Origin of the sequence: Allokutzneria sp. NRRL B-24872, assembly GCF_002155965.1 — a bacterium.
Taxonomy (GTDB): Bacteria; Actinomycetota; Actinomycetes; order Mycobacteriales; family Pseudonocardiaceae; genus Allokutzneria.
Genome location: NZ_MUMH01000015.1, coordinates 103,715 through 115,708, shown reverse-complemented (window position 1 = coordinate 115,708; position 11,994 = coordinate 103,715). Strand labels below are relative to the sequence as shown.

Genomic DNA, 11,994 nt, shown 5'->3' with positions numbered 1-11,994 from the left:
GGATGCCTTGTGGGGCCTGCGGATCAGGTTTCGTGAGCCCGTGAGTCGAACTCCGCCCAACCCACGCCTCGGCCTTGCACTCCGCCGCCCCACCACGCCACGCTTGAAATGGGGGGACCCCCCAGCGTGCGAAAGCCACCCTCGCCCACCCCGCGTTGTCGTACCCAATGTGGCATTTGTTTCGTCAGACGTCACGAATGCCACATTGGGTACGAACGACGTCAGTTGGTCAGGCGGAGGTGGGCCGGGGGTGCCGCGGTGGGGGCGGTCGCGGTCGGCACCGGCTCGGCGTGCGGGGGCACGCTCACGTCAGCGTTCGGGAGCTTGCCGCTGACCAGGTACTCCTTCATGATCCGCTCGGCCTGGGGGTTGGCGAAGGTGGACGGGCGCCCGGTCACGGTGGTGGTGCTCGAATCGCGCTCGGTCACCAGCACCGAACCGCGCAGCCGCTGGTGCATCGCGACGGAGTCCGAGTACGGGGTGACCGCGGACCGGTCGGTCGCGAACATCAGGACGGGCGGGAGCCCCGCGCCGGTGGTCTTGATCCGGGCCTCGTGCCCGGCGGGCCAGTTGGCGCAGGCCGACGGGATGGTCACGTTGTACCAGCCCCAGGAGGTTCCCTTGGACGCCTTGGTGAAGTCCCGCTCGATCCGCGCGCGGTCGGCGGGCCAGTCGGTGTCGAGGCACGCGACGGTCATCAGGCTCGCGATGTAGCGCTCGACGTCGGGGCCGCCGGTCGGGGTGGCCCACGCGAGCACGGCCCGCTCGTCACCGCGCAGCACGTAGTCGGCCATCGCCTTGGCGAGCGGTTCCCAGTAGGCGCCGTGCGACTGGGTGCTGACGTAGGCGTCCAGCAGCTCGGCCGCGCCGACGTTCTTGTCCGGCCCGTGCGGTCGTGCGCGGAAGTCGCCGAGCATCTTCTGCCAGGCCGCGTTCACCGCGTCGAAGGTCTTGCCCAGGTGGAAGACGTTGTCGTACTTGGCGATCCAGCTCAGGTGCTCGCGCTGCCTGCCCTCGCCGAGCCGCACCTGCTCGAGGCCGAGCTCGTACCACATCTGCTTGGTGTCGGGGTGGATCGAGCTGTCGAACACGACGCGGTCGAGCCGGTTCGGGTACTGCTGGCCGAAGGCGGTGCCGACGTAGGCGCCGTACCCGGAGCCGAGGAAGCTCAGCTTCCGCTCACCGAGCTGGGTGAGCATGCGGTCCATGTCCCGCACCACGTTGCGCGTGCCGAAGTGCCGGAGCCGGTCGCCGTTCTTCCCGCCGCACGCCTTGGAGTAGGCCTGCCACCGGTTCCAGCTGAGATCCCGCTGCTGCGGCAGATCCGGGTCGGGCTGCATGTTCCGCCAGTAGTCGTCGCCCACGCAGCTCGGCTGCTCGCTGTGCCCGACGCCGCGGGCGTCCATGCCGATGACGTCATAGGCGTCGAGCACGTCCTTCGGCAGGCGCGTGTAGCCGCTCGCCTCCGCCTTCGTCAGCTTGCCCGCGTGCAGCACACCGGCTCCGGTGGTGCCGCCCGGATTGACCAGGAGCACGCCGCGGCGCTTCTCGGGGTTGGTGCTGGCCCGCTTCGAGAGGAGCACGTTGACCTGCGCCCCGAGCGGGTTGGCGTAGTCGAGCGGAACGCGAAGATTCGCGCACTTCAGTTCGGGATAGGTCCCCGCCACGTCGGCCGGGCAGGCGCCGAATTCGAGTTCGCCCGCGAATGCGGGAGTGGTGACGGCGGCCGCGGCGCCCGTCGCGAGTATCGCGGCAAGGCCGAGCGTGAGGATTCTCCTCATTCAAAACCCCAGGGTGTGTGTCGTGGTAAACGCGCAGGCCAAACGGCCTCGCAGTTCGGCGCGAGATTAGCGCACGACAAAGTGGACCGTCGGGGTTTCATTCTTTGCTGAAACCCCTCGGTCGAATACCTGGTTATTGCCGCAGAGAACGGGAAATCTCAGTCGCGCTCGTGCAAAAGGAGGAGTGCGTAGGCGGCGATCGACTGCGCGTCGGTGATCTCGCCCTTGGCGATCATCGCCTCGAACTCGGTGCGGGTGAACCACGCCGTGCGCATGTCCTGCTCCTCGTGCTCGCGCTCCGGCTCGCCCTGCTCCAGCTCGGTGGCCAGGAAGACACGGCCGCGCTGGCTGGACATGCCCGGCGCCACGTCGAGCAGGCCGAGTTCGGTCATCCGCCCCGCGCGCAGGCCCGTCTCCTCGCGCAGTTCGCGCGCGGCCAGCTCCATCGGCTCGCTGTCCGCGCGCTCCGGAGCGGTGCCCTGCGGGAACTCCCACCGGCGCAGGTTGAGCGCGTAGCGGTACTGCTCGACCAGGTGCAGCCGATCCCCGTCCAGCGGCACGATCAGCGCGTACTGCGGCTTGTCCACCACGCCGTAGATCCCGCGCGAGCCGTCCGCGCGTCGGATGCCGTCCTCGCGCACGGTCATCCACGCGTTGGCGTACACCTCACGACTGTCCAGCTTCTCCACGGTCTCCATGCTGCCAGCCGTTCAGCCGCGACTTGCGCACGCCGTACAGGAAGTACACGCCGAGCCCGACGACCGTCCAGATCGCGAACGCCAGCCAGGTCTGCGGCTTGAGCCCCACCACGAGCAGCACGCACAGGCCGAGCCCGATGATCGGCGTGACCGGCATGAACGGCGCGCGGAAGCTGCGCGGCAGATCGGGCTTGGTCCGCCGCAGCACCAGAACGCCGATGTTGACCAGCGAGAACGCGACCAGGGTTCCGATGCTCGTCGCCTCGGCGAGCTGGCCGAGCGGCACGAACGCGGCCAGCGCCGCCACCAGACCGCCGACCACGAGCGTGTTGGCGGTCGGGACCTTGCGCTTGCCGACCTTGGAGAACATCGCCGGGACCAGGCCGTCGCGCGACATCGACACCAGCACGCGCGTCTGCCCGTAGAGGACGGTCAGCACCACCGAGGCGATCGCGATCACCGCACCGAAGGCCAGCACGACCGAGGGCCAGCCCGCGCCGGTGACCTCGCGCATGACCGCCGAGAGCGACGCCTCCTGGCCGCCGAGCCCGTCAGCGCCGACCGCTCCCACCGCCGTCAGCGCCACCAGCACGTACATCGCGGTCACGATGCCGAGGGAGATCACGATCGCCCTCGGCAGGTCGCGCTGCGGGTTGCGCGCCTCCTCACCCGCCGTGGACGCCGCGTCGAAGCCGATGAAGGAGAAGAACACCGCCGACGCTCCGCCGGTGATGCCCGCGATCCCGGCCGGGGCGAAGGGCGCCATGTTGGCGGAGTTGAACGCCGACACCGTGACCACCACGAAGAAGACCAGCACCAGCAGCTTCAGCGCGGTGGTCACCGTGGTCACCACCGCGCTCTCCCTTGCTCCGCCGATGAGCACGAAAGCGGCCAGCAGCACCACGACCGCGGCCGGGAGATCCATGATCCCGCCCGCCGCGGGGGAGCTGGACAGCGCTTCCGGGATGCGCACACCGATCGTGGAGTGCAGGAACTCGTTGAGGTAGCCGCCCCAGCCGACCGCGACCGCCGCGACGGACACCCCGTACTCCAACAACAAACACCAACCGCACAGCCACGCGACGAACTCGCCCATGGTGGCGTAGGAGTAGGAGTACGCCGAGCCGGAGACCGGGACCGCGCCCGCCAGCTCCGCGTAGGACAGGGCCGAGAACAGCGCCGCGAGCGCGGCCAGTACGAACGAGAGCACCACGGCCGGACCGGCCTGCGGAGCCGCTTCGCCGAGCACCACGAAGATCCCGGTGCCCAGCGTGGCGCCCACCGACAACGCGATCAGCGGGACCAGGCCGAGACTGCGTTTGAGCTGGGTGTTGGCGCCCTCGTCGGTGATCCGTTCGACGGGCTTGGTCCGCATCAGCGACTGCAGCGAGAGCGACACGGGCCGCGACGTTACTCGCCCGTAGCCCCCACCCCCCGACTCCCTCCAAGATCCTGAACCGCCCTCACCCGCGCGCACGCCCGTCGCGGCGGCCCGTAGCCTCTTCGCCGTGCGTCTGGTCATCGCTCGTTGCCAGGTCGACTACGTCGGCCGCCTCACCGCCCACCTGCCCATGGCTCAGCGGCTGCTGCTGATCAAGGCGGACGGCTCCGTCTCGATCCACTCCGACGACCGCGCCTTCAAGCCGCTGAACTGGATGAGCCCGCCGTGCTGGCTCATCGAGGACCCCGGCACCTGGGTGGTGCAGAACAAGGCCGGCGAGAAGCTGGTGATCACCGTCGAGGAGGTGCTGCACGACTCCAAGCACGAGCTGGGCCCCGAGCCCGGCCTGCGCAAGGACGGGGTCGAGGCGCACCTGCAGGAACTGCTCGCCGAGCACGTCACCACCCTGGGCGAGGGCTGGACGCTCGTGCGCCGCGAGTTCCCGACGGCGATCGGCCCGGTCGACCTGATGTGTCGCGACGGCAAGGGCTCCAGCGTCGCCGTGGAGATCAAGCGGCGCGGTGAGATCGATGGCGTCGAGCAGCTGACCCGCTACCTGGAGCTGCTCAACCGCGATCCGCTGCTCGCCCCCGTTCGCGGGATCTTCGCCGCCCAGATCATCAAGCCGCAGGCCCGGGTGCTCGCCGAGGACCGGGGCATCGAGTGCGTCACCCTCGACTACGACGCCCTGCGCGGCATCGAGCCGGACGAGTTCCGCCTCTTCTGAGTCGCTAGCTGAGCTTCGTTCATCTCTTCGGCGGGCTGTGCGCCGCGCCGGGGTCGACTACTGTCCCCGAATTAGTGGTCGGTCGCAACAAATTCGACACGGCGGGCGAAGTTGAGGGTTCATGTGCGTGCCCGCGTGCGGTAGCGTGCGCCCCGTTGCGGTGCTGGTGATTGCTGTTCGAAGGTGTTGACTTGGGAGGTAGGGCGGCGTGATCGAACTCGCCAAGTCGGAGCCACTGCTCAATGCGAGCTGGCTGGACTACACGCTGCTCGGCGTGTACTTCGCGCTGGTGCTCGGCATCGGGTTCATGGCCCGGCGATCGGTGTCCAGCAGTCTGGACTTCCTGCTCTCCGGGCGCTCGCTGCCCGCGTGGGTGACGGGACTGGCCTTCATCTCGGCCAACCTGGGCGCGCTGGAACTGCTCGGCATGACGGCCAACGGGGCGCAGCACGGCATCGCGACCGTGCACTACTACTGGATCGGCGCCATCCCGGCCATGGTCTTCCTCGGCCTGGTGATGATGCCGTTCTACTACGGCTCCAAGGTGCGCAGCGTTCCTGAGTTCCTGCGACGCCGGTTCGGGCCCGGCGCGCACCTGGTGAACGCGCTCAGCTTCGCGGTCGCCCAGGTGCTGATCGCGGGGGTGAACCTGTTCGCGCTGGCGCTGATCATGAACGCGCTGCTCGGCTGGGACATCACGCTCTCCATCGTGATCGCCGCCGTTGTCGTGCTGACCTACACCACCCTGGGTGGCCTGTCCGCAGCGATCTACAACGAGGTGCTCCAGTTCTTCGTGATCGTGGCGGCGCTGCTCCCGCTGACCTTCATCGGCCTGACCAAGGTCGGCGGCTGGCAGGGCCTCGTCGACAAGGTCACCGGGGGGCCCGGTGGCGCCGAGGAGCTCTCCGCGTGGCCCGCCACCGGCCTGACCGGCATCGGTGACGCCACGCTGAGCGTGATCGGCCTGGTGTTCGGCCTCGGCTTCGTGCTCTCCTTCGGCTACTGGACGACGAACTTCGCCGAGGTGCAGCGCGCCATGTCGGCCAAGAGCATGTCCGCGGCCAAGCGCACGCCGATCATCGGCGCTTACCCGAAGGTGCTGATCCCGGCCATCATCGTGATCCCCGGCATGATCGCCGCGGTCGCGGTCCCGGAGATCGCCGCGCTGAAGCAGGGCGCGGGCGCCGAGGGCGTGAAGTACAACGACGCGATCCTGTACCTGATGCGCGACCTGCTGCCCAACGGCTTCCTCGGCATCGCGCTCGCCGGTCTGCTCGCGTCCTTCATGGCCGGTGTCGCGGCCAACGTCAGCTCCTTCAACACGGTCTTCACCTACGACCTGTGGCAGAGCTACGTGCGCAAGGACCGGCCGGACGAGTACTACCTGCGGGTCGGCCGCCTGGCGACCGTCGGCGGCATGATCGTGGCGATCTTCACCGCGTTCATCGCCTCCGGCTACGGCAACATCATGGACTACATCCAGACGCTGTTCTCCTTCTTCAACGCGCCGCTGTTCGCCACGTTCATCCTGGCGATGTTCTGGAAGCGGATGACCCCCGCGGCGGGCTGGATCGGCCTCGTGGCCGGTACGGCGGCGGCGATCACCGTCGACCGGCTGGCGGCGGCCGAGGTGCTGCAGCTGACCGGTCAGGGCCCGGCGTTCATCGGCGCGGGCGCGGCGTTCGTGGTGGACATCCTGGTCAGCGTCGCGGTCTCGCTGGTCACCAAGCCGAAGCCGGACCGGGAGCTGGTGGGGCTGGTCTACAGCCTGACGCCGAAGGAGGACCGCGCGCACTCGGTCACCGGCGAGGACGCTGGTTGGTACCGCTCGCCCGCCGTGCTCGGCGGTGGGGTGCTGGCGCTGACCTTCGTGCTGAGCCTGCTGTTCATCTGAGTCGGAGGAGAAGACATGGCTTCGCAGTCCAAGGCGGGTCTGTTCGACCTCCGCCTGATCATCGCGCTGCTCTTCGGCGTCTACGGGGTGGTGCTGACGATCACCGGCTTCGCCTTCACCACGGCCGAGGAGATCCAGAAGGCCGCCGGGATCAACATCAACCTGTGGGCCGGCCTCGGCATGCTCGTCACGTCGGCGATCTTCGTCGTCTGGGCGCGGACGCGGCCGGTCGTGATGCCCTCGGAGTTCGCCGACGACGCCGATGGCGCCGGCGAACCGGGGCACTAACGACGGTTGGTGCCCCGGGAGGGGTAGACCGGGTTGAACGCCTCGACGGTCCAGTCGTCGATCCAGCGGACCGCGCGGCTGAGACCGGTGCGGACTCGTCCTCGACGGGCCAGCCGGGCGCCCTTGCTGGTGTCTCTCATGTGTTTCACCTCCTGGCGATGTACTGGGTGCTTCCACCCGGTACATCGCCAGGGGCTTCTGGATCGTTTCCGAACCTCTCCGTGACATCGGGCACGCTCTGTATCGAAATGGCGCTGATCATGAGGTTCCCTGCACGCGTGTCCGACGGGGTCGCTACCGTGCACCTCGTGCGCAGCCCAGCCAGAACCGCGTGGACGGCAGTCGCCCTGTCCGGGGCTTTCCTGCTCGCCGGATGCGGGAGCCAGGCCGACCTGGCGAAGGTCAACCACCCGAGGACCGTCGTCCCCGCCAAGGTGGTGCAGAAGCCGCAGCCCAACACGCCGCCGCGGCCGGTCGAACCCGCGTTCGCGCCGGAGCGCCTGCGCGCCGTCGACCCGTGCGCGCTGATGGACACGCAGACGCTGTCCCAGTTCGGCGTCCCGGCCTCCAGCAGGCCGGTCGCGCTCTCCGACTGCGGCAACTACATGAAGGACGGCGCGGGCAAGCGGCTGAGCATCACGCTGCGCCTCGGCCAGAACGTCCTCGTCCCCGACACCGCCAAGACGACCAAGCTGGCCGGGTTGACCACCATCGAGTCCACCTCGACCACCACCTGCTTCGTCAAGTCGGTCGTCCAGGAGGGCTCCGTGGTGCTGGGCATCGTCGCCCAGGTCGACTACGAGGGTGACTCCTGCGACGTGGGCAGGCGGCTCAACGAGTCCGCGATCAACCGCATCCGGACCAACGCGCCGCTGCGCGCCCAGGGCAACAAGGGCTCGCTCACCTCGGTCGACCCGTGCTCGATCTTCTCGACGGTGACCGCGACCGAGGTGCTCGGCGGAACGCCGACGATGACCCCCTACGACCTGTACCGGTGCAACTGGCGGCGGGACAGCTTGTCCTTCGGGTTCGAGTTCTCCGAGAACGCCGACCCCAAGAACAGCAGCACCAACAAGAAGGCCGAGGTCGTGACCATCGAGGGGGTCACCGCCTACCAGCGCAAGGACGAGAGCTTCGGCGCCTCGTGCAAGATCGAGTGGTTGCACAAGGCCACCACCGACGGCAAGGGCGAGGTCGTCACGGTCAGCGTCGACAACAGCAAGAAGGGCACCGACACCGCCGACCTGTGCACCAAGGCCACCACCGTGGCCAAGGCGCTGGTGCCCAAGCTGCCCAAGCCGTAGCGGTCTGTGGGGCCGGTCACACAGGGTCTCCCCTTGGCGCCGAAGTGTTGCGTACTGTTTGGTAACCGAAAGGTTCTCTGAACGGACGGGGAGATCGCGATGAGCCGAGCCGTGTCCCAGCAGGCCGACGAGCAGTGGTTCACCTCCCTGGACCCGCGCACCGCCGAGGTGATCGGCAAGCACCGGGTGCACTCCCCGATCGAGGTCCGCGCCGCCGTCACCCGCGCGCGCACCGCCTCGCTCTGGTGGGGCGGCCTCGACCACGCCGAGCGCAAGCGGCGACTGGACGCGTGGCGCGCGCTCGTTCTGCGCAGGCTCGACGACATCGTGGAGCTGGTCTGCGCCGAGACCGGCAAGCCGCTGGACGACGCGCGCCTGGAACTCGTGCTGGTCGTCGACCACCTGCACTGGGCGGCGCGCAACGCGGAGAAGGTGCTGCGCCGCCGCCGCGTCTCGCCGGGCAAGCTGATGTTCAACCAGGCGGCGACGGTGGAGTACCTGCCGATGGGCGTTGTCGGCGTGATCGGCCCGTGGAACTACCCGGCCTTCACCCCGATGGGGTCGATCGCCTACGCGCTCGCCGCGGGCAACGCCGTGGTCTTCAAGCCCAGCGAGCTGACCCCCGGTGTCGGTGAGTGGCTGGCGTCGACCTTCGCCGAGGTCGTCCCCGAGCACCCCGTGCTGACCGTGGTCACCGGCTTCGGCGCGACCGGCGCCGCGCTCTGCCGCTCCGGCGTGGACAAGGTCGCCTTCACCGGCTCGACCGCCACCGGCAAGCGCGTGATGGCCGCGTGCGCGGAGTCGCTGACCCCCGTGCTGGTGGAGTGCGGCGGCAAGGACCCGCTGATCGTGGACTCCGACGCCGACCTCGAGGCCGCCGCCGAGGCCGCGGTCTGGGGCGCGATGTCCAACGCCGGGCAGACCTGCGTCGGCGTCGAGCGCGTCTACGTCGTCGACTCCGTCGCCGACCGCTTCACCGAGCTGGTCGTGCGCCGCGCCCGCAAGCTCAAGCCCGGCGGCCAGCCCACCGCGCACCTCGGGCCCATCACCATGCCCGAGCAGGTCGGCATCATCCGCTCGCACATCGCCGACGCGCTCGACAAGGGCGGCCGCGCGCTCGTCGGCGGCCTCGACTCCGTGCGCCCGCCGTACGTGGAGCCCGTCGTGCTCGCCGACGTGCCCGAGGACTCCGCCGCGATCACCGAGGAGACCTTCGGGCCCACCCTCACGATCAACCGTGTGTCCACTGTGGACGAAGCCGTCGAGCTCGCCAACGCCACTCGTTATGGCCTCGGCGCGACGGTGTTCTCCCGCTCCCGAGGCCCTGAGCTGGCCCGCCGCCTGCGCTGCGGCATGGTCTCGGTCAACGGCGTCGTCTCCTTCGCCGGTATCGCCTCGCTGCCCTTCGGCGGCGTCGGCGACTCCGGCTTCGGCCGCATCCACGGCGCCGACGGCCTCCGCGAGTTCGCCCGCCCCCAATCCGTCACCCGCCGCCGCTTCTGGGCCCCCTTGCAGCCCAACACCTTCGCCCGCGCCAACGGCACCCTCCGCCGCCTCGTCCGCCTCACCCGCCTCCTCTACCGCCGCTAACCCCCACGCGGGGTTTAGTGCTGAACGGGTCGTTTGGGTACTTGAACGCATTGAACGGGTCGTTCAGTGCGTTGAGCGCACCAAACGACCCGTTCAGGGCGTTGGGGGTCAGCCTGCTCCGGCGGAGCGAGTTGTGGCCGCTTTGTAGGCTTGCCGCAGCTCGGTGACAACTTCCTCCGGCACGGATCGGAGTCGGCTCGGAAGTGTCTGCACCACATGGATTCCGGCCATTGCGTAGCGCGTGTTCCGCCGCAGTGTCCTTGCATAGTCCTGCGGATTGAGGTGGAACTCGTACGAGTCGATCTCCCACGCGAGTGAAGCCTCAGCGCACCACGCGTCAGGCACTCCGATGAGCGCACCACTGGCATCGTGAACGGGCACGTTCCACTGAGCGTTGGGCAGCCCGCTCTGTTCCCAGACCTGCATCGCGTCGATCTCGGCGACGGACCTGGCGCCGAGGCCGATCTCGGCCAGCACGCGGCGCGGAACGGCGGAACCTCGCTGACTCCCTTCCGCGAGTTCGTGTTCGAGGTCGGGCAGGCGGCAACGACTTCGTTGGACGGCTTCCGCCAGCAGAGCGCGCGCGGGATCTGGAGTTCGTAGCCGTCTTGCCGTGTCTAGGACCGCCCGCACCAGAGGCGCGACCGGGAAGCCGCATCTCGTCTGCGGACGTGGTAGACGAATCGTCCTTTCGACAACGACGAATCCGCTGCTGACACGCTTGCGGGACTCGTCAATGAGGAGGTGGACCTTCTCGGTCCTCGATTGTTGGCGGAGTCCGTGCAGCTCGCACGCCGCTTGTCCCGTGACCATGGCGTCGTGGCGCGCGTACAACAGCGCGGCGGCGATCCGCTGCTCGGCGGATGGTCGACCTGGGCTCAACAGGATCACACCGGGGAGCAGCCGCCGCCAAGGACCACCTGCCTGGCAGCGGCCGTAGACCGCTCGCGACGTCATGCCCATCTCGATGAGCGTGGCGGCGCGGATGACACCGCGATTGCTCCGCCGGTAGATCAAGTCGGCATCTGCTGCCCAAGAACCTCGACGCATGAGGTCATCGTCGGCCGAAGACCCGAGCGTTGACGCCAGCAAACCGCATTCTGTGGACAACAGACCGGCTTGTGGACAACTTCCCAACGGCCCGTTTGACGCGTTGAACGCACTGAACGGGTCGTTCAGGGTTCAGCGCGTAAGGAGGGTGGTGAGGTCGGTGAGGACTTCGGCGGCGCCGAGGGAGCCGAGGCCGAGGAACCAGGTCTCGTCGGAGACGGTGCGGACGCGGTTGGCCTTGGCGGCGCCGAGCTGCTTCCAGACGGGGCCGTCGACGATGGTGGACTGCTGCGTCTTGGCGGGGTCGCCGTAGGTGCCGACGAAGATGTAGTCGCCGTCGGCCTTGCCGATCTGCTCGGTGCTGACCTCGACGGCGAGGTCCTCGACCTCCTGGCCGGTGGGGCGGGGCAGGCCGGCGTCGATCAGGATGGTGCCGATGAAGGACTTGGCCGCGTAGAGGCGGATGCGGCCGGGCATGAAGCGGACCATGGAGATGGTGGGGCGCTTGCCGAGCTTCTGCTCCGCGAGCGCGCCGATCTCCTTGGCGCGACGGGTGTGGTCGGCGAGCTGGGCGGTGGCCTCGGCGGTGCGGTCGAGCGCGGCGGCGTTCAGCCGGAAGTTCTCCTTCCAGGTGAAGCCGGGGCGCAGGCTGAACACGGTCGGGGCGATCTCGGCGAGCTTGGGGTAGAGCTGCTCGGCGCGCAGCCGCGAGCCCAGGATGAGGTCGGGGCGCAGCCCCTTGATCGCCTCCAGCTTGAGCGCGTTGATGGTGCCGACGTTGGCCGGATCGCCCGCCTTGGCCGCGAGGTAGCCGGGCATCACGGGGGAGCCCTCGGCGTAGGCGACGCCGACCGGCTTGACGCCGAGCGCGACCACGTTGTCCAGTTCGCCGCCGTCGAGCACGATCACCCGTTCCGGGCGCTTCTGCAGGGTGGTGCTGCCCATGGCGTGCTTGATGGTGCGCGGGAAGACCCCCGGCGCGGCGTCGGTGCCGAACTTGGCGCTCTCCTCGGCCGCCTTGGCGAACTCGGAGCCGCCCTGGGCCACCGCGGGCTGGTCGCCTGCGGGTTTGCCGGTCGCGCAAGCGCCGACGAGGAGGGTGAGCGCCGCGACGGCGGCGATGGCGGAGATCCTGCTGGGCACGACGTACTCCTTCTGCGCGGGGTGACCGCGCCGGTCACACCGGAAGTTAGGGGAGGCTAACCAGAGGTCGTGATCAAC

11 protein-coding genes are annotated in these 11,994 nt (G+C 69.0%); 5 read left to right on the top strand and 6 right to left on the bottom strand.

What is annotated here, in order from left to right:
• Positions 1–221: 221 nt before the first annotated feature.
• The 3 genes from CCN37_RS04135 to CCN37_RS04125 all read right to left on the bottom strand — a co-directional run bounded on the left by CCN37_RS04135 (position 222) and on the right by CCN37_RS04125 (position 3,854).
• Positions 222–1,781 carry an alpha/beta fold hydrolase gene (locus CCN37_RS04135; protein ID WP_086819277.1) on the bottom strand — a complete coding sequence of 520 codons (1,560 nt, stop codon included), beginning with the start codon at positions 1,779–1,781 and terminating at the stop codon, positions 222–224.
• Between the two features lie 158 nt (positions 1,782–1,939).
• Entirely contained in the window at positions 1,940–2,470 is a 531-nt protein-coding gene (locus CCN37_RS04130) for an NUDIX domain-containing protein (RefSeq protein WP_371503590.1), read from the bottom strand.
• The gene (locus CCN37_RS04125; protein ID WP_086819327.1) at positions 2,448–3,854 is read right to left on the bottom strand and encodes an amino acid permease; all 1,407 of its coding nucleotides are present in this window, start codon (positions 3,852–3,854) and stop codon (positions 2,448–2,450) included. The genes CCN37_RS04130 and CCN37_RS04125 overlap by 23 nt, the downstream gene beginning before the upstream one ends.
• 133 nt (positions 3,855–3,987) lie before the next feature.
• Here CCN37_RS04125 and nucS point away from each other — a divergent pair, with 133 nt between their 5' ends.
• The 3 genes from nucS (at position 3,988) to CCN37_RS04110 (ending at position 6,829) form a co-directional block, all read left to right on the top strand.
• Positions 3,988–4,647, top strand: a complete 660-nt coding sequence (gene nucS, locus CCN37_RS04120; RefSeq protein WP_086819275.1) for an endonuclease NucS — start codon at positions 3,988–3,990, stop codon at positions 4,645–4,647.
• Positions 4,648–4,855: 208 nt separating this feature from the next.
• Positions 4,856–6,541: a sodium:solute symporter family protein gene (locus tag CCN37_RS04115; RefSeq protein WP_086819274.1), complete on the top strand. Its 1,686-nt coding sequence runs from the start codon at positions 4,856–4,858 to the stop codon at positions 6,539–6,541.
• Positions 6,542–6,556: 15 nt separating this feature from the next.
• Positions 6,557–6,829 carry a hypothetical protein gene (locus CCN37_RS04110; protein ID WP_086819273.1) on the top strand — a complete coding sequence of 91 codons (273 nt, stop codon included), beginning with the start codon at positions 6,557–6,559 and terminating at the stop codon, positions 6,827–6,829.
• Here the strand turns inward: CCN37_RS04110 and CCN37_RS39620 are convergent.
• Positions 6,826–6,969 carry a hypothetical protein gene (locus CCN37_RS39620; RefSeq protein WP_168200508.1) on the bottom strand — a complete coding sequence of 48 codons (144 nt, stop codon included), beginning with the start codon at positions 6,967–6,969 and terminating at the stop codon, positions 6,826–6,828. The genes CCN37_RS04110 and CCN37_RS39620 overlap by 4 nt on opposite strands.
• A gap of 168 nt (positions 6,970–7,137) precedes the next feature.
• On the opposite strand from CCN37_RS39620, the gene CCN37_RS04105 reads away from it, so the two are divergent.
• Together CCN37_RS04105 and CCN37_RS04100 are read left to right on the top strand one after the other, a co-directional pair.
• A complete protein-coding gene (locus tag CCN37_RS04105; RefSeq protein WP_143261419.1) occupies positions 7,138–8,133 on the top strand; it encodes a DUF3558 family protein in 996 nt (331 codons plus the stop codon).
• Positions 8,134–8,232: 99 nt separating this feature from the next.
• Positions 8,233–9,723: an aldehyde dehydrogenase family protein gene (locus CCN37_RS04100; RefSeq protein ID WP_086819271.1), complete on the top strand. Its 1,491-nt coding sequence runs from the start codon at positions 8,233–8,235 to the stop codon at positions 9,721–9,723.
• A gap of 108 nt (positions 9,724–9,831) precedes the next feature.
• On the opposite strand, the gene CCN37_RS04095 is transcribed toward CCN37_RS04100, so the two are convergent.
• Together CCN37_RS04095 and CCN37_RS04090 are read right to left on the bottom strand one after the other, a co-directional pair.
• Positions 9,832–10,740, bottom strand: a complete 909-nt coding sequence (locus tag CCN37_RS04095) for a hypothetical protein (protein WP_246842805.1) — start codon at positions 10,738–10,740, stop codon at positions 9,832–9,834.
• A 165-nt stretch (positions 10,741–10,905) separates the two neighbouring features.
• Positions 10,906–11,916: an ABC transporter substrate-binding protein gene (locus CCN37_RS04090; protein WP_086819269.1), complete on the bottom strand. Its 1,011-nt coding sequence runs from the start codon at positions 11,914–11,916 to the stop codon at positions 10,906–10,908.
• Positions 11,917–11,994 lie beyond the last annotated feature (78 nt).

Bases quoted from the DNA above. Each gene is read 5' to 3' on its own strand.
- CCN37_RS04135 (WP_086819277.1), bottom strand. From the start codon at position 1,781: ATGAGGAGAATCCTCACGCTCGGCCTTGCCGCGATACTCGCGACGGGC.
- CCN37_RS04125 (WP_086819327.1), bottom strand. From the start codon at position 3,854: ATGCGGACCAAGCCCGTCGAACGGATCACCGACGAGGGCGCCAACACC.
- CCN37_RS04110 (WP_086819273.1), top strand. From the start codon at position 6,557: ATGGCTTCGCAGTCCAAGGCGGGTCTGTTCGACCTCCGCCTGATCATC.
- CCN37_RS39620 (WP_168200508.1), bottom strand. From the start codon at position 6,969: ATGAGAGACACCAGCAAGGGCGCCCGGCTGGCCCGTCGAGGACGAGTC.
- CCN37_RS04100 (WP_086819271.1), top strand. From the start codon at position 8,233: ATGAGCCGAGCCGTGTCCCAGCAGGCCGACGAGCAGTGGTTCACCTCC.